The organism is Paenibacillus cellulosilyticus (assembly GCF_003182255.1).
In the GTDB taxonomy this organism is placed as follows: Bacteria; Bacillota; Bacilli; order Paenibacillales; family Paenibacillaceae; genus Paenibacillus_T; species Paenibacillus_T cellulosilyticus.
Genome location: NZ_QGTQ01000024.1, coordinates 22,707 through 38,924, shown reverse-complemented (window position 1 = coordinate 38,924; position 16,218 = coordinate 22,707). Strand labels below are relative to the sequence as shown.

At 51.5% G+C, this 16,218-nt stretch carries 17 protein-coding genes; 10 read left to right on the top strand and 7 right to left on the bottom strand.

Features of this window, described 5'->3' with window-relative positions; translation table 11 throughout:
* The first annotated feature begins 85 nt into the window (after window positions 1–85).
* The 4 genes from DFQ01_RS22755 (at window position 86) to DFQ01_RS22735 (ending at window position 4,928) form a co-directional block, all read left to right on the top strand.
* On the top strand, window positions 86–1,318 hold the full coding sequence (locus DFQ01_RS22755; RefSeq protein WP_110046221.1) for an MFS transporter: 1,233 nt from the start codon (window positions 86–88) through the stop codon (window positions 1,316–1,318).
* A 948-nt stretch (window positions 1,319–2,266) separates the two neighbouring features.
* Window positions 2,267–3,394, top strand: coding sequence for a metallophosphoesterase (locus DFQ01_RS22745; protein WP_174812858.1), 1,128 nt, complete (start codon window positions 2,267–2,269; stop codon window positions 3,392–3,394).
* An 80-nt stretch (window positions 3,395–3,474) separates the two neighbouring features.
* Window positions 3,475–4,107 (top strand): fumarylacetoacetate hydrolase family protein, encoded by a 633-nt coding sequence (locus DFQ01_RS22740; protein ID WP_110046219.1) that lies wholly within the window; start codon window positions 3,475–3,477, stop codon window positions 4,105–4,107.
* A gap of 194 nt (window positions 4,108–4,301) precedes the next feature.
* Entirely contained in the window at window positions 4,302–4,928 is a 627-nt protein-coding gene (locus DFQ01_RS22735; protein ID WP_110046218.1) for an FMN-dependent NADH-azoreductase, read from the top strand.
* A gap of 94 nt (window positions 4,929–5,022) precedes the next feature.
* On the opposite strand, the gene catR is transcribed toward DFQ01_RS22735, so the two are convergent.
* On the bottom strand, window positions 5,023–5,331 hold the full coding sequence (gene catR / locus DFQ01_RS22730) for a catDE operon transcriptional regulator CatR (protein ID WP_110046217.1): 309 nt from the start codon (window positions 5,329–5,331) through the stop codon (window positions 5,023–5,025).
* Window positions 5,332–5,510: 179 nt separating this feature from the next.
* Here catR and DFQ01_RS22725 point away from each other — a divergent pair, with 179 nt between their 5' ends.
* The 4 genes from DFQ01_RS22725 to DFQ01_RS22710 all read left to right on the top strand — a co-directional run bounded on the left by DFQ01_RS22725 (window position 5,511) and on the right by DFQ01_RS22710 (window position 8,365).
* Window positions 5,511–6,281 (top strand): dioxygenase family protein, encoded by a 771-nt coding sequence (locus tag DFQ01_RS22725; RefSeq protein WP_110046216.1) that lies wholly within the window; start codon window positions 5,511–5,513, stop codon window positions 6,279–6,281.
* Between the two features lie 266 nt (window positions 6,282–6,547).
* Window positions 6,548–7,324: a MerR family transcriptional regulator gene (locus tag DFQ01_RS22720; protein WP_110046215.1), complete on the top strand. Its 777-nt coding sequence runs from the start codon at window positions 6,548–6,550 to the stop codon at window positions 7,322–7,324.
* Window positions 7,325–7,532: 208 nt separating this feature from the next.
* Complete coding sequence (locus tag DFQ01_RS22715; RefSeq protein ID WP_245946833.1) at window positions 7,533–7,736, top strand: zinc ribbon domain-containing protein; 204 nt, start codon at window positions 7,533–7,535, stop codon at window positions 7,734–7,736.
* Between the two features lie 176 nt (window positions 7,737–7,912).
* Window positions 7,913–8,365, top strand: coding sequence for an NUDIX hydrolase (locus tag DFQ01_RS22710; protein WP_110046213.1), 453 nt, complete (start codon window positions 7,913–7,915; stop codon window positions 8,363–8,365).
* Here the strand turns inward: DFQ01_RS22710 and hisG are convergent.
* Entirely contained in the window at window positions 8,297–8,980 is a 684-nt protein-coding gene (hisG, locus tag DFQ01_RS22705) for an ATP phosphoribosyltransferase (protein ID WP_110046212.1), read from the bottom strand. The two genes, DFQ01_RS22710 and hisG, sit on opposite strands and share 69 nt — an antisense overlap.
* A 193-nt stretch (window positions 8,981–9,173) precedes the next feature.
* On the opposite strand from hisG, the gene DFQ01_RS22700 reads away from it, so the two are divergent.
* Window positions 9,174–9,914, top strand: coding sequence for an SDR family NAD(P)-dependent oxidoreductase (locus DFQ01_RS22700; protein WP_110046211.1), 741 nt, complete (start codon window positions 9,174–9,176; stop codon window positions 9,912–9,914).
* A 166-nt stretch (window positions 9,915–10,080) separates the two neighbouring features.
* On the opposite strand, the gene DFQ01_RS22695 is transcribed toward DFQ01_RS22700, so the two are convergent.
* The 3 genes from DFQ01_RS22695 to DFQ01_RS22685 all read right to left on the bottom strand — a co-directional run bounded on the left by DFQ01_RS22695 (window position 10,081) and on the right by DFQ01_RS22685 (window position 12,885).
* Window positions 10,081–10,563, bottom strand: a complete 483-nt coding sequence (locus DFQ01_RS22695) for a GyrI-like domain-containing protein (protein ID WP_110046270.1) — start codon at window positions 10,561–10,563, stop codon at window positions 10,081–10,083.
* A 41-nt stretch (window positions 10,564–10,604) separates the two neighbouring features.
* Window positions 10,605–11,066 (bottom strand): VOC family protein, encoded by a 462-nt coding sequence (locus DFQ01_RS22690; RefSeq protein WP_110046210.1) that lies wholly within the window; start codon window positions 11,064–11,066, stop codon window positions 10,605–10,607.
* Between the two features lie 316 nt (window positions 11,067–11,382).
* Window positions 11,383–12,885, bottom strand: a complete 1,503-nt coding sequence (locus DFQ01_RS22685) for a malate:quinone oxidoreductase (protein ID WP_110046209.1) — start codon at window positions 12,883–12,885, stop codon at window positions 11,383–11,385.
* A 569-nt stretch (window positions 12,886–13,454) separates the two neighbouring features.
* On the opposite strand from DFQ01_RS22685, the gene DFQ01_RS22680 reads away from it, so the two are divergent.
* Window positions 13,455–14,624 (top strand): glycoside hydrolase family 27 protein, encoded by a 1,170-nt coding sequence (locus DFQ01_RS22680; protein WP_245946832.1) that lies wholly within the window; start codon window positions 13,455–13,457, stop codon window positions 14,622–14,624.
* A gap of 8 nt (window positions 14,625–14,632) precedes the next feature.
* On the opposite strand, the gene DFQ01_RS22675 is transcribed toward DFQ01_RS22680, so the two are convergent.
* Entirely contained in the window at window positions 14,633–15,430 is a 798-nt protein-coding gene (locus DFQ01_RS22675) for an AraC family transcriptional regulator (RefSeq protein ID WP_110046207.1), read from the bottom strand.
* Between the two features lie 29 nt (window positions 15,431–15,459).
* The gene (locus DFQ01_RS22670; protein ID WP_110046206.1) at window positions 15,460–16,218 is read right to left on the bottom strand and encodes a response regulator transcription factor; all 759 of its coding nucleotides are present in this window, start codon (window positions 16,216–16,218) and stop codon (window positions 15,460–15,462) included.

The following is a 16,218-nucleotide window of genomic DNA, read 5'->3' as shown; positions in this document are numbered from 1 at the left end:
GGCTTTTGAACGATAGGAGTGGTAGGCGTATAGTAACGGTAAAGCAATGGTTCGGTATCCAAATTAATGATTGGAAGTGAGGGAAATGGCATCCTGGCAGCGTCAAATGTGGATTCTGTGGGCAGGCGTTCTGCTCTGCAGCTCCAGCTATACGATGGTTATTCCGCTGCTTCCGCTGTTCCTTCCAGAGCTCGGTGTCTCGGATAGTTCGTTGTACTGGTGGGCGGGCGTCGTCCAATCTTCGGCTTTTCTAGTCGGGGCGGTTATGGCCCCTTTATGGGGCGCAATGGCGGATAAGTACGGTAAGCGCAAAATGATCATTCGAGCCGGACTCAGTCTCGCGGTCGTTTACGCCATGATTTCGCTCGTCCACAATCCGTGGGAGCTTGTTGGCATCCGACTGCTGCACGGCCTTGTCGGCGGATTCGTTCCGGCTTCAATGGCGATTGTCGCATCGATCGCGCCAGAGGAGCGTTTGGGCTGGAGCCTCGGAACGATGCAGGCCGCTTCCATGAGCGGCGGCATTATGGGTCCACTCATCGGCGGCTTGCTGTCGAATGCTTTCGGTCAGCGACTGTCGTTCGTCGTCGCAGGCAGCTTCATTCTGCTCGCCACGCTTGCGGTTGTCTTCTTCGTCAGCGAAGGCAAAGCACCGCCGAAGGAGGTTGCAGCGTCAACGCCCAAGAAGACAGCACGCAGCGACTACTGGTCGGTACTGCACAACCGCCAGCTGCTCAATTTGCTGCTGCTTTTGCTGTTGTTCCAGCTGTCGTATAACATGGTACAGCCGCTGCTTACCCTTCATATCGCAGACCTGCAAGGCGGCGTACAAGACGTCGCAGCGACAGCGGGCTTCGTTCTATCGCTGGTCGGTATCGCTGGAATCCTCGCTTCGCCGCAGTGGGGTAAGCTCGGCGAGCAGCGCGGACATTTGCGGGTGTTGATCGTGTGCTTGATCGCATCGGGCTGTGTCATCAGCTTGCAGTATTTTGTCCACTCACTGTGGCTGTTCACGGTTGTACAGTTCGTGTTCGGGCTATTCCTTGCAGGCATCGTACCGGTTGTAAACACGCTCGTCGTAAGGAGCACCGACCAGACGTTCCGTGGCCGCTCCTTCGGACTAACGACGAGCGCCAACCAGACAGGCTCCCTGCTTGGCCCGCTTATCGGCGGGGGATTAGGCAAGTTCGTCGGCATCGAGTGGCTGTTCGTCATGACAGGCACTTTGCTCGTCGCCGCTGGCGCCACCGTCGCCCTGCGCTCCTTCACAGAGCGCACAGCATCCGTCCAATCGAACTCCGAACGAACAGCGCAATAGCGCAGTCTTAGAACCTCCATTTTTCTGCATACATGCAGGAATGGAGGTTTTATGCATATAACCTATCGTTCCCGCCATAGGTGCAAAACTGCACCTACAAACCACGAACCCCGTCAAACCGCCCGCCATAGGTGCAAAACTGCACCTACAAATCACGAGCCCCGTCAAACCGCCCGCCATAGGTGCAAAACTGCACCTACAAATCACAAACCCCGTCAAACCGCCCGCCATAGGTGCAAAACTGCACCTACAAATCACGAGCCCCGTCAAACTGCCCGCCATAGGTGCAAAACTGCACCTACAAACCACGAGCCCCGCCAAGCCGCCCGCCATAGGTGCAAAAATGCACCTACAAATCACAAACCCCGTCAAACCGCCCGCCGTAGGTGCAAAACTGCACCTACAAACCACGAACCCCGTCAAACCGCCCGCCATAGGTGCAAAACTGCACCTACAAATCACAAACCCCGTCAAACCGCCCGCCATAGGTGCAAAACTGCACCTACAAATCACGAGCCCCGTCAAACTGCCCGCCATAGGTGCAAAACTGCACCTACAAACCACGAGCCCCGCCAAGCCGCCCGCCATAGGTGCAAAATGCACCTACAAATCTATCGTACGCCAAAAGTAAGCTTTGCCCCAAAGGGGCACGCGACTCCTATTCCGCATCAGCTTATCCGCGCCTGTGCTCATCCCACGTTTCTCCTTCCGGGGTCCAGGGGACGGGAGTCCCATGGGGTCCTCCCTAGCAGGGAGGATTTAGGTGGGTAGAGTCCGTTCGATTTAGGTGGGTAGAGTCCAGTCGATTTAGGTGGTAGAAATTTTTTAAGAAATCAATAATAACGGGGTCAATAGGGGCAGCGCCCCTCTCCCTTTTTGATACCTCACGTAGACTGTGGTACATTTTTAATAGATTCGTATTCTGGTTGAATAATAGGAGAGATTGCATTGATCATTCGTCTCATTATTATGTTAGGTCTGTTCCTGCTCCTGAACTTCTATGTCGGCTGGCATGGAGAACTCGCACTGGAGCATGCGGGAGCGGATGTACCGTCGGTTCTTTATTGGGTACTGTATGCTGTTGTCGCTCTCGGTTATTTATGGGGCAGGCTCGTCAAGGCGCTTGGTGCAATAGGGCGGCTATGGAAAGTCATTGGCGCTGTGTTTCTCGCAATCTTCGAGTTCGCTGTTCTGCTTCTTCCATTCGCGGATTTGGCAGGCTGGATTATGGTTCAGTCGGGGATGACGAGCGATAACACGATTCAAGTGCTGTCTATTATCGTAGTAGGCATTCTGCTGATCTTGATGCTGCGCGGCTCGTACAACGCGTGGTCGCCGATCGTTCGTGCGCATCAGCTGTCGGTGGACAAGCAAGCTCCGTCAACCAATAAACGTACGCTTCGCGTAGCGGCAGCCTCGGACCTCCATTTGGGCAATACGGTAGGTAATCGCCATCTGCGCAAGCTTGTGAAACAGATGAACGCCATGAATCCGGACGTTATCCTGCTCGCTGGCGACGTGTTGGATGATGTTATTGAACCGTTCCTTCGCAATCAGATGGCAGATACGCTCAAGCAGTTGAAGGCGAAGCATGGCATCTATGCGGTGCTTGGCAATCATGAATATTATGGCGGCCATATTGAACAATATGTACAGGTCATGCAGGGGATCGGCATCAAGGTGCTGCGTGACGAGACGGTAACGGTGGACGGACTGTTCCACGTTGTGGGTCGTAAGGACAAGACGGCGGAAGCAAGAGAAGGCAGACTTTCGATGAAAGAGCTCGTAGCGAAGCTTGATCCGTCACTCCCGCTCTTGGCGATGGACCATCAGCCGTACGGATTCGCGCAAGCGGCGGAAGCGGGAGTCGACCTGCTCGTATGCGGACACACGCATCGCGGCCAAATGTTCCCGAACCATTTTATCACTCGCCGACTGTTCGAGCTTGATTGGGGCTACATGCGCAAAGGCCTCATGCACGTCATCGTATCCTCCGGCTTTGGCACTTGGGGACCGCCGATTCGGCTCGCAAGCCGCTCGGAGCTGATTGACATCAAGCTGCAGCTCAAATCTTAAGTTACATCGACTGGTCAAAATGCAGTTAACACAGGAGCACGCACGCTCCGTTAATCTATATCCGAAGGAGTCGGTTCACGATGGCGAATGAATTCGCATCTATCCGTAATGTATACTGTGTCGGCCGCAACTATGCGCTGCATGCGAAGGAGCTGGGCAATGAGGTGCCGGAGGAGCCGATGATTTTCTCCAAGCCGACGCATGCTCTGCATCCGGTCGAAGGGGAGCTCAAGCTTCCTTCTGGTACAGGCTCCATCCATTATGAGACGGAGCTTGTTGTGCGCATTGGCCGTACGTATGAGCCAGGTGTTCCGGTTGAGCAGCTGGTAGATGGACTGGGGATCGGAATCGACTGGACCGCACGTGATGTGCAAAATGTGCTGAAGGAGAAGCGCCATCCGTGGCTTCTCGCCAAAGGGTTCAAGAACGCAGCCGTGCTGTCGCCATTCCGCTCATTCCCTGGCCTCGAAGCGTTCGAGACGCTGCAATTCAGTCTGCTGCACAATGGCGAGACGGCGCAGGAAGGCAGCCCGCGGGACATGATTTTCCCGCTGGAGAAGCTTGTGTCGTACATCGGCGAGCACTTCGGCCTTGCCGAAGGCGATGTAATCTTCACCGGTACGCCTGCTGGCGTCGGTCCTGTAAAGGACGGCGACGAACTCATTCTCGTGCTGGACGGAGAGCGGTTCGGACCGCTGCACGTCCGCATGTAATGTCATACCCAACAACAAGCGTCTACGACTTTAGTCGTAGACGCTTGTTTCATTTTCTTAGCCCAAAGCAGTAGATTGCCTTAAGACCATTCACCGACGCGTGGGAGGTGCAAATCTATGTACAATAAGCTCATAGCAATAAACAAAAGCAACTTACAAAAATAGAGCAACACCAATTTGGAGGAGGAACCATCATGACAAACGTACTTTTCGTTAAAGCAAATGACCGTCCAGCTGATCAAGCAGTAAGCGTACAGCTGTACAACGCATATGTAGATAGCTACAAGAAAGCACATCCAGACACGCAAGTAACAGAGCTGGATCTGTACCAAGAGGAGCTTCCATACCTGAACAACACGATGATTACGGGGCTGTTCAAGACAGCACGCGGCATCGACGCGACGGCTGAAGAGGCGCAAGCCGCAGCTATCGCTGGCCGTTACCTGGATCAGTTCATCGCAGCGGATCTCGTCGTATTGGCATTCCCGCTCTGGAACATGACAGTGCCAGCGCCATTGCACACGTACATCGACTACCTGAGCCAAGCGGGCAAATCGTTCAAATATACGCCAGAAGGTCCTGTTGGTCTGTTGGGCGGCAAAAAAGTCGTTCTGCTTAACGCACGCGGCGGCATTTATTCCGAAGGTCCAGCGGCGGCAGCAGAAATGTCTTACAACCTCGTTGCGAACCAACTGCGCTTCTTTGGTATTACGGATATCGAATCGGTTATCATCGAAGGCCACAACCAACTTCCAGACCAAGCAGCATCGATCATCGGTGAAGGTCTTGAGAAAGCTGCTGCAATCGCAGCTGCTGTATAAGAACGGTCCTGACGAAAATAGCCCTGCGCGGAAGACGATTACGTCTTCTACGCAGGGCTTTGTGTTGTAGGCATGCGTGAAACTGGCTGTAAGGTTACAGCCAGTTCGACGACCATGTGCCAATCTCAGCAAGAATAGGCGCTAGCGCGCGTCCTTTGTCCGTCAATGAGTATTCAATACGAACCGGCATCTCAGGGTATACTTCTCTTCGTACGATCCCTTCCTGCTCAAGCTCCTTCAGCCGCTCTGACAGCAGCCTGCCGCTAATGTTCGGGAGGGAATCTTCCAAGGCGCAAAATCTGCTCGGACCGTTCAACAGCTGGAATACGATGAGCGAAACCCAGCGTTTGCTCAGCATACCGACCGCTTTCTCGAAACGAGGACATATCGCCGTCTCGTTCATCTTATCACCTCAATGCAATTATTATATCGCAAGTGCACTAAAAAAAATATAGTTAGTAGTTGGGCAATACCATGTGAGAAAGGATTGACTTACGGTAGGATATTCGATAAACTTACTTACATAAAGTAATTAGGTTACTTATTATATATAACTACAGCGACAAGAAGGGGGCTTCTATTATGATGCCAGCTTTATTCATAGGACACGGATCGCCGATGATGGCGATTGAAGATAACGAGTGCGGTGTATTTCTTTCTAACTACGGTAAGGTGATCGGCAAGCCAAAGGCCATTGTTTTATTCACTGCCCACTGGGAGACGGAAGTGCTGACGATTTCCGCAGTGGAGGGCCGCTACACCACGATTCATGATTTCGGCGGGTTTCCACAGCCGCTGTTCGATATGAGATATCCTGCACCAGGCTCAGTCGGGCTGGCCGAACAAGTCGGGAAGCGGCTTAGCGAGCAGGGCATTCCTGTTCAATATGATAACAGACGTGGACTCGACCACGGAACATGGGTCGTGCTGTCACGTCTGTACCCAGATGCGGATATTCCACTTGTACAAATTTCTGTTCAACCATTTCAGACGAATGAATATCAATATCGTGTCGGCGAAGCATTGCGCGGACTCGGCGCGGAAGATATTCTGGTCATCGGCAGCGGCGCGACTGTGCACAACTTCCAGCAGATGCGCTGGGGCGGCGGCGAGCCGGAGCAATGGGCGATCGATTTCGACGATTGGCTGGTCGATCGAATGAACGAACGCGATCTCGATTCGTTGTTCCGCTATGAGGAGCTTGCGCCGAACGCACGGAAGGCTGTGCCGCGTCCGGAGCATTTTGTCCCACTGTACATTGCTTTCGGTAATGGGGACCCGCAGAACAAGCCGGAAGTGATCCACCGCAGCTACGAGATGGGAACGCTCAGCTATATTTGCATGAAGTTCTAAGCCGAATAGGCTAGGAGAGGTAATTCACAACACGTACTATAAGTAACGAGGCTTGCCATTAGGTAAGCCTCGTTGTGCTGTCTAGGACTTCGTGCACATGTGGATAAATAAGGAATAGTATTACGCATAGCGATGCGGTTATCCATAGGTTTATCCACATTATTCACATTTTGCACTGGGGATAAATTCTGTATAACATGGGCTTATATAAATGTTGACTCTCACGTTACGTGATCCTTTACGATACAAGTAAGAGGTGATGCGACATGTATTACAAAGTGAAGGAAGTGGCTCAGCTGGCGGGGGTCAGTGTGCGCACACTGCACCATTACGACGAGATCGGACTGCTCAAGCCGTCCGAGATTGGGGATAACGGCTACAGGCTGTACAGCGAGCAGGATTTGGAGCGGCTGCAGCAGGTGCTTTTCTTCAAGGAGATGGAGCTTCCACTGCAGGAGGTTCGCCTCATTCTGGACGATCCGGCGTATGACCGGCAGCGAATGCTGCGTATCCACAAGGAGCTGCTGCTGAAGAAGAAGCGTCGCCTCGAGCACATTATCCAGTCGGTGGAGCGGACGCTTCAGTCGATTGAAGGAGGATATTCGATGAGCAAGCAGGACATGTTTGAGCCATTTGATATGAAGGGTATCGAGGAGCACCAGCGGAAGTACGGCAAGGAAGCGGAACAACGGTGGGGCAGCACGGACGCTTATAAGGAATCGGCACGTCGGACAGCCGAATATACGGAGGAAGATTGGCGTCAGATCAAGGCGTTCAACGATGAGGTGTATCGCGGTTTGATTGAACGAATGCCGTTCGGGCCGGCGGATGAGGAAGTGCAGCGCATTATTGCCGAGCATCGGCAGCATATTACGGACAACTTCTACAATTGCTCGACTGAGATTTATCGCGGGCTCGGGGAAATGTACGTAGGCGACCCACGTTTTACGGCGAATATCGATAAGTATAAGGAAGGACTTGCGGCGTTTATGCGCGATGCGATGCTCCTGCACTGCGACCGGGTTGAAGCGGAGAATGAATAATAGTAGTGGTGTGCGTTGTGGACAATCGTTTTCCACGCTGCATTGGTAAAGAAAGCGCTTCAAGTTATAAACATAAGTCACAGCTTATCCACAATATCCACACAGTCACATGTGGATGGAATCTGAATAAAAATACCTAGTTCCAACTGCAACCTATTTCGTGCTAACTCGTTAATAATGGTAAATTAGCACGAGGGGAGATGGACTGGTGGAAGGCTTAGATTGCTTGCGGTGCAGCGGCGATATGCAGTTTCTGAAGGAATACCGGTTTGACTCGCGGGACAATAACCGGGGGATTTTCGGAGCGCTGTTCGACGTAGAAGAGCATTTGACCTTCAACGTATACGTCTGTCCGAACTGTGGACACAGCGAATTTTTCCACACGGGGATTCATAAAAGACTAGGCGATTGAATGAGCTTGAGGATAAGTTAGTTGTGACGAGAACGCGTCTGCTGGGGCAGGCGCGTTTTTGTTTTGTTTGGGGTTAGTTGGTTATTCGCGGTGACGGCACCTGTTTATCTCGTAGAGAGATGCTTTTATAATAAACCTAGTGTTATTTTCCAAATGATAGGACTGGAGGATGCGGTATGATTCGTAAAGCAGTAGGCGGCGTCATTCTGAATGGCGACAAAGTTCTGTTAGTCCACAAGGTGAAAGGTGCGCAAGGCAAGATAGCGGGCAAATGGGATTTTCCCAAGGGCGGTATGGAACAGGGCGACGTGGACTTCGAGCATGCGCTGCGCAGGGAGTTGAGGGAAGAGACTGGCTCGGAGCAGTTCGTTATCCACCGCCAATTCGAACAGAAGATTTGCTTTGAATTTGATTCTGTCGCACGTGAGAAGCTTGGTTCGGAACGGCAAGAGACGACGATGTTTCTTGTTGAATATATCGGAGATGGCACGGATCTAGCCCCGCAGGACGACGAGATCGACGAGGTCCGATGGTTTAGTAGGGACGAACTTGCAGAGCTTCTATTCCCCGAGGCGAGAGCGTTCTTCGAGCACAATGTTCGGGGTCGTGCGCGATTGCGCAGCTTGTGAATGAATAGCAATGGCAGCACTTAAACGATCACACAGCTGATTAATTTGATCGTTATTCAGCATGTAACTTGCACGATTCGCGATTAGGCGGCTAGAAATGTGTTGGATGGTGTCCAGCACGGAGAGCTTACTCCTATCGACATTGATAGAACCAACGACGTCAACGATGCAATCCGCCAGACCTGATTCTGTAGCAAGCTCTAGGGATCCGTTCAAAGGGATGATTTCAGCTTGTTGACCTTTATCCCGATAATAGGCCGATGCAATGTTTGGATAGGCGGTTGCCACTTTGGGATTCGTCTGTATCTGTCCCAATTTACCGAACACAGCTAGTGTATTTGGCGTAATGCCAAGATCGAGCAGTTCATAAACATCTCTCTGATTCTCCAGTAGAACCTCTTTTCCAACAATGCCTATATCAGCTGCGCCATATGCCACGTAGGTTGGGATATCGATTGCCTTCGCAAGGATGAACGACAAGCCAAAGTAAGGAATAGGAATGATATATTTACGCGAGACCTCTAATTCATCAGATATTGAATAACCGGCTTGTTTGAATATTTGCGTGACGGTTGTTTGTCCTTTTGGTATTGCGATACGAAGTTCGGTCCGCATGGTTAAATACCTTCCTTTCTGTATGCTTTATTATGGTAATGCTTTAATATAATAAAGTATACAAAGGTAAATAAGCTAGCACAAGGTCTAATTTACATTTATTATTTGTGAGAACTAGCTCTACCAACGCTAGACAAACCCCCACTAGAATCTTACAATAGACGCACTTGTACAGGTAAAGGAGTGGATGAACATGGAATTGAAGAACAAGGTAGCTGTCGTGACGGGCGGCGGTACGGGAATCGGACGGGCGACAAGCTTGGCGCTCGCGAAGCGCGGGGCGATCGTGGCGGTGAACTATTCTCGTTCTCAAGCGGATGCTGAGGAAACGGTGCAGCAGATTATCGCCGAGGGCGGACGAGCGATAGCGGTACAAGCGGATGTGTCCAAGGACCAAGAAGTACGCAGCATGGTCAGCTCCATCGCGGAGCAGTTCGGGACGATCGACGTGCTTGTGAACAATGCGAGCATTACTCGGCATATCCCGCTGAATGATCTAGAGGCTGCTACGGACGACGTATGGGACGAGCTTTTCGATGTGAATGTGAAGGGCATGTTCTACTGCGCAAGAGCCGTATCTTCTTTTATGAAAAATAACGCCGCAGGCGCCATCGTCAACGTCGGCAGCATTGCCGGTTCGACGGGTTCCGGTTCATCGCTCCCTTATGCGGTATCCAAATCGGCCGTTCACGGCCTAACGAAGTCGCTCGCACGCGCACTCGCTCCGACTATTCGGGTCAACTGCATCGCGCCAGGCGCTGTAGAGACGAGATGGTGGGCAGGCCGCGAAGAGCAGATGAAGAAGCTGGCGCCAAGACTGCTGCTGCAGAGCATCTCCACACCAGAGGATATCGCCTCCATGATCTGCTCGACGCTGGAACAGGAAGCGTTGACGGGTCAAATTATTACGGTGGATAGCGGGCAGACGCTTTAAGTGGGCGACGACTATTTCGAGCCGAAATGCATGCACACTGTGCAGCTTTAACACGTTTCAGCCAGCATGGTCCGCTGCCTACGCGGTACACGATGAACGTACAAGGGCTGTCGCAAGAGCACCATACGTGCTTTCGCGACAGCCCTTTTCTCACTCCGCCGTAGCTTTAACGTTTCTTAACAGGCGTCCAAATTTGAATCTCATTCCGTTCATCATCGGAAGCGGCGATGGTCTTCTCATCGTAACGCTCCAAATAATAAGCGACATCGTCATAATCATATCCGTTGTCCTTCAGCCACTGACTGGTGAAGTCGTAGGCCGTAACGGTCTGACTGGCAGGCCCTCGGTAGTACGTTACGGCATACAAGCGAGGCAGCAGATGGAGATGCACCATCCCATGCGGCAGGCCTTCGAGCGGCTCGACCTCAAAGCAGCTGTAGAAATCGACAACCCCGGCATTGCCTTTATAGTTCGGTGGAGTAATGCCATACGTAACATCCGGGTTCTTGATAGTCTTGATTTCATCCCGTCTGCTGATCAATTCGTCGAAGGCCCGATTAACTGCAACGCCTAGGTCCGAAAAAGCCGCACATGCACGAACGCCGATATAGGCTGATAGTTGATTCGTTTCCACAATCTCGACTCTCACGCTGAATTCACGCTCCCATGTTCGCAGCAACAGCTACTATCTTATCTCACCAAACCGAACAAATGACCCTTCAGTCGTTCAACCGCTTCCGGCGTCCGATGCACATTCACGCATTCGTTTACATCGAACTTGTTGCCGTCCAGATCGTAGAAGACGAAGTTAATGCCGCAGCTATCGCGGTCCTCCAGCTCAGCCGTCTTCACGCCGTTTTCCCGCAAGTGATCATACAGCACTTCGATTTGCCGAACCTCGAACGTTAGCCGAAACATTTCGTATCCCGCCTTATTAGGAAATTGGTTATCGATCGGGCCATCTGTTTCTACGAGGTGCAGCCATTGTCCATCCGACAGCTTCAAGATCGCCTGTGCTTCTGCCGCATTGTAAGGTACTGCATACTCGAGTCCAAAATTCCGCTGCCACCATTCCGCCGATTTGAGCGGGTTTCTCACGGGCACATAGTTCGAACACACCGTTTTTAACGCATTGCCTAATATTCCTGCCATCCTGATCATCTCCTCAAGTGTTGTTCAATCTCATTCTTCAGTCAAGAAACGATACCCGGCCACGAAACCAAACAGGTTCTAGAAAAAATATTTACAGCCTAAATCAAACGATAAGACTTGAATGTAATTAGGCTCTTAATCGTGCGAAGCGTACGGCTTTATCTGTGTTATCATTGATCTTCAACTCAAGATTCGTTATTAGCGCGCTGCTTCCCATTACGAGATCCGCTCCTTCTCGTCACTACGGTTCGTAGCCTACACAAAAAAGCGGCCTTTGCCCCGCAATCGGGATGAAGGCCGCTTCGTGTGTGGATATTTATTTAACTGCAGCTTGCAGTTCGCTTTTCAGTCCTAGTGCACGACCCGTCGTCGCTTGAATCTCGCGGACAAGCTCTGGGTTCTCCATCAGCTTCACGCCGTACGAAGGGATCATTTCTTTGATCTTAGGTTCCCAAGCTTTGATATGCTGCGGGAAGCACTTGTTGATTACTTCGAGCATAACGGACACAGCCGTCGATGCGCCTGGGGATGCGCCGAGCAGGGCAGCGACCGAGCCGTCAGCAGCGCTGATGACTTCTGTACCGAATTGCAGGGTGCCTTTGCCGCCCGTAGGCGTATCCTTAATGATCTGTACGCGTTGACCTGCAACGAGCAGATCCCAGTCATTGCTATTCGCATCCGGAACGAACTGACGCAGATCGTTCATGCGTTGTTCTTTGGACAGCATTACCTGCTTGATCAAGTACATCGTCAGCGAAGCGCTCTTCACGCCAGCTGCGAGCATCGTTAACAGGTTGTGCGGTTTAACCGACGTGATCAGGTCGAACATCGAGCCCGTCTTCAGGAACTTCGGCGAGAAGCCGGCGAACGGTCCGAACAGCAGCGATTCCTTGCCGTCGATCATACGCGTATCCAAGTGAGGCACGGACATTGGAGGCGCGCCTACTGGCGCTTGACCGTATACTTTGGCGCGGTGCTTCGCTACGACCTCTGGGTTTTTGCACACCATGAACAGGCCGCTTACAGGGAAACCGCCAACGCCTTTGCCTTCTTTAATTCCGGTTTTTTGCAGCAGATGGAGGCTTCCGCCGCCGCCGCCGATGAACACGAATGGCGCTGCATGGCGCTCAACGCTGCCCGTATCGAGGTTGCGAACCTTCATTTCCCACAGGCCATCGCTCGTGCGTTTGATGTCTTCAACGCTGCGCTTGTATTCCAAGTTTACGTTCTGCTTCTGCAGATGCTTGAACAAGATGCGCGTCAGCGCGCCGAAGTTGACGTCCGTTCCGGCTTCGCTTCTCGTTGCCGCGATCGGTTTGTCCAAGGTGCGGTTTTGCATCATGAGCGGAATCCATTCCTTCAGCTTCTCTGGGCTGTCGGAAAACTCCATGCCATCGAACAGTGGGTTGGCAGACAGTGCTGCGAACCGTTTGCGAAGGAAATTAACATCCTTGTCGCCTTGCACGAAGCTCATATGGGGTACGGATACGATAAAGTCCCGTGGATTGCGGATCAGGTTGCTGTTCACCAGGTAAGACCAGAATTGTCTGGATACTTGGAATTCTTCATTAACCTTAATTGCCTTGTTAATGTCGATGGAGCCGTCCGGCTTCTCATTCGTGTAGTTCAGCTCGCACAGTGCAGAGTGGCCAGTGCCCGCGTTGTTCCACTCGTTGGAGCTTTCTTCGCCAGCGCTTCCGAGCTTCTCGAACACGGAAATTTTCCACGATGGCATCAGTTCTTTCAGCAGCGCCCCAAGCGTCGCACTCATGATTCCGGCACCAATTAAAATAACGTCTGTCGTTTGTCTGTTACTCATGATTTACCGTCCTTACGTACTATTATTCAGGGTGTGAACTTCTTCACACACCTTTAGTCAATCGATCATTGCCTGTTTCACTAATAAATTAGATTATGATATTAACTATTATAAGATAGATAAATGCTATTTGAAAGCAAGATCACCGAACCGTATACAAAACCCTAATCCATGCAGAAAAACCCAATATCCTCACCAATCGGATGCGCACATGATGCGTTTTGTCATATCGGATTTGGATGCAGGATCACCCGCCATCGTTCAACATCTCCTTTCTTTGTGTTGTTTATCCTCCGCATATGTACAGCATTCCGCTGCAAACCAACTGTCTTTTATGATACGACGATATGCTTGCATGTGCCAGTTGAACGGAACATGTTACGTATACAATTAATTTATCGATTTAATCGGAAAAATTTTTCGCAGTCATCCTAAGCAACAACTGTCCATATAGAAGCAACGTCAAGCCATAGGCTGAGGAGAGGTTCTTATGATTTAATTCCATTAGCAATTCGACAATGGAATGGACAATAGTTGATTCCCGCAGCACGGGAACATAGGAGGCGCTAATGATGGACTATTCGAAACCGCTTGGTCTGACCCCGCCGATGGGATGGAATTCATGGAACACGTTCACGTGGGATATTAATGAACAATTGATTCGAGACGTCGCGGATCTATTCGTATCAGAAGGTTATAAGGATGCGGGTTACGAATACATCGTCATCGATGACTGCTGGAGCTTGAAGCAACGGGACATGGAGGGCAATTGGGTAGTAGACCCTGTTAAATTCCCGAGCGGAATGAAAGCGCTCGCGGATTATATTCACTCGAAGGGCCTCAAGTTCGGCATGTACTCGTGCGTAGGAACGAATACTTGCGCGGGTTATCCGGGCAGCTTCGAGCATGAATTCCAAGATGCGAAGAAGTTGGCGGAATGGGGCGTCGATTTCCTCAAATTCGATTACTGCTTCAAGCCGCGGCAGATGTCGGGTGAACTGCTGTATAAGCGGATGAGCCTGGCGCTCAAGAACAGCGGAAGAGATATTCTGTTCTCCGCCTGCAACTGGGGAGAAGATAACGTATATCAGTGGATTCGCGAGTCAGGGGCGCATATGTATCGCTCGACTGGGGATATTCAAGATAAGTGGGATTCCATCAAGAGTCTAGCTCTGTCGCAGTTGGACAAGGGTTGCTATACGGGCTCGTTCTGCCACAACGATATGGACATGCTCGTTGTCGGCATGTATGGCGGCAGCAATGACGGATTTATCGGCAAAGGCAATGGAGGCTGTACCGATACGCAGTATAAGACGCATTTCTCGTTATGGGCAATGATGGGATCGCCATTAATGATCGGCTGTGATGTTCGCTCCGCTAACCAAGCGACGAAGGACATTTTGCTGAACCGCGACATCATCGCCATCAATCAGGATGCCGAAGGCCGCGGCGCTTATCGGATCAAGCCGGAGCCGAATTGGTTCCACGGCAATGACGTCTTTATGCTCGTGAAGGTGCTCAGCGACGGCGATCTGGCTTTCGGCTTCTTCAATTTAAGCGATCATCAACGTGAGGTGCCGCTGCTATTCTGGGACGTTGGCATTCCGAATGCCGCAGGGATGTCGTTGTCGCTGTATGACTGTTGGGAGCACAAGGAGCTCGGCGTGTTCCAAGAGCGCTTCGCGCCTCATGTGCCGGCGCATGACTGCGTAATTGTGCGAGCTAAGCTTGTCAAATAACGAATGAATTATTGCTCACGATGCAGCGTCATATACTCCGATGGGGTATGGGACGTTGCTTTTTTAAATACACGAGAGAAATATAGCTGGTCCTTGTACCCGACTGAATAAGCAATCGACTTGATGGACAAGTCCGAGGTTCGAAGCAGCTCGCAGGCACGTTGGATGCGATAATCGGTTAAATAACTTAAGAGCGACCTGCCGGTCGCAATCTTGAATAAGCGGAATAGGTAGCTGCGTTCAAGCTGGACCGCGTTCACGATATCGGCGACAGTCAGGTTCGCTTTCCAGTAGTGATGTTCAATGAATTGTTTAGCCAATACGGCATAGTCGGCAGCAGGAATCTTCGTTTCATTCGGATAATACTCAAGATAGTATGACAAGAGCAGACGCAGCTGCGCCTCGGCGCGTGTGCGTTCGAACGGCCTTGCATCGGCATTCGGAGCGACTGGATACAACGATGCCAATTCGCGAGGAGCTTCTGCTACGATGGGCTGATCCCTAGTAAACTGCGTCATGGACAACAGATCCGGGACCTCGTCGCCCGTAAACTCCAGCCATACATACGCCCAAGGGTCGCGCGGATCAGGGTAATAGAACACCTCGGTGTCCGGATAGATGATGAAGCTGTCCCCCGCCTTCAGATGAAGGATCGAGCCGCGAGTCTCTAGAATGCCGCTTCCGCTGACGATATAATGCAAAGCATAGAGATCGCGCACACCAGGCCCCCACTTATGCAGATTAGGGGGCTTATGGCCGTTGCCGATGCAAATGAGTGGATGATGAATAGGCTTCATATGCGGCATCGAGTTCCTTCCGTAATAAAATGGTGAGGCTAACCGCTCTTCCCCCGATACTCGCTTGGCGTCATGCCCGTGGCCTGCTTGAACATGCGGCTGAAATAGTACGGATCGGCGTAGCCTACGCGCTCGCCGATTTCCTTGATGGACCACGATTTCTCTTGGTCGAGCAGCCGTTTGGCTTCGCTGATGCGCAGCCGAATCAAATATTTGGACGGGGGCTCGCCAGCGTGCTTGATGAAGATTTTCGTCAGATAAGACGAGTTGAAGTTATACGCCCGCGCGATTTCCTCCAGATTCAATTCCTTCGCGTAATTGTTCTTCAGAAACAGCTGAACCGACTGAACGATCTCATCCGGCGTATAGGTGTGATTGTCCAGTTTGGCCGCCTTCGCCGCGCCGCGGGCTTCCTGCTCCTGGCTCATTTTGATCTTGATTGTCCCAAGCACCAGCTCCAGTTCGCTCGGCTTAACCGGCTTTAGCAAATAATCGACAACCTCGTGCTTCAGCGCATGACGCGCATACTCGAAATCGTTGTAGCCGCTGATGATGACCTTATGAATGTTCGGGAACTTCAAATGCGCCTGCCGAATGAGCTCCAAGCCATCGATGACCGGCATGTGGATGTCGGTGATCAGCAGATCGATCGGCGAGCTCTCGAGCAGCCGAAGCGCTGTGGCTCCATCCGTCGCGGTATCAACGATCTCGAATATCGGGTCGACGGCTTGTATTTTCTTAACTAGATTGCGTAGAATAAGCTCCTCGTCCTCCGCTACAATGGTGCGAATCGCCAT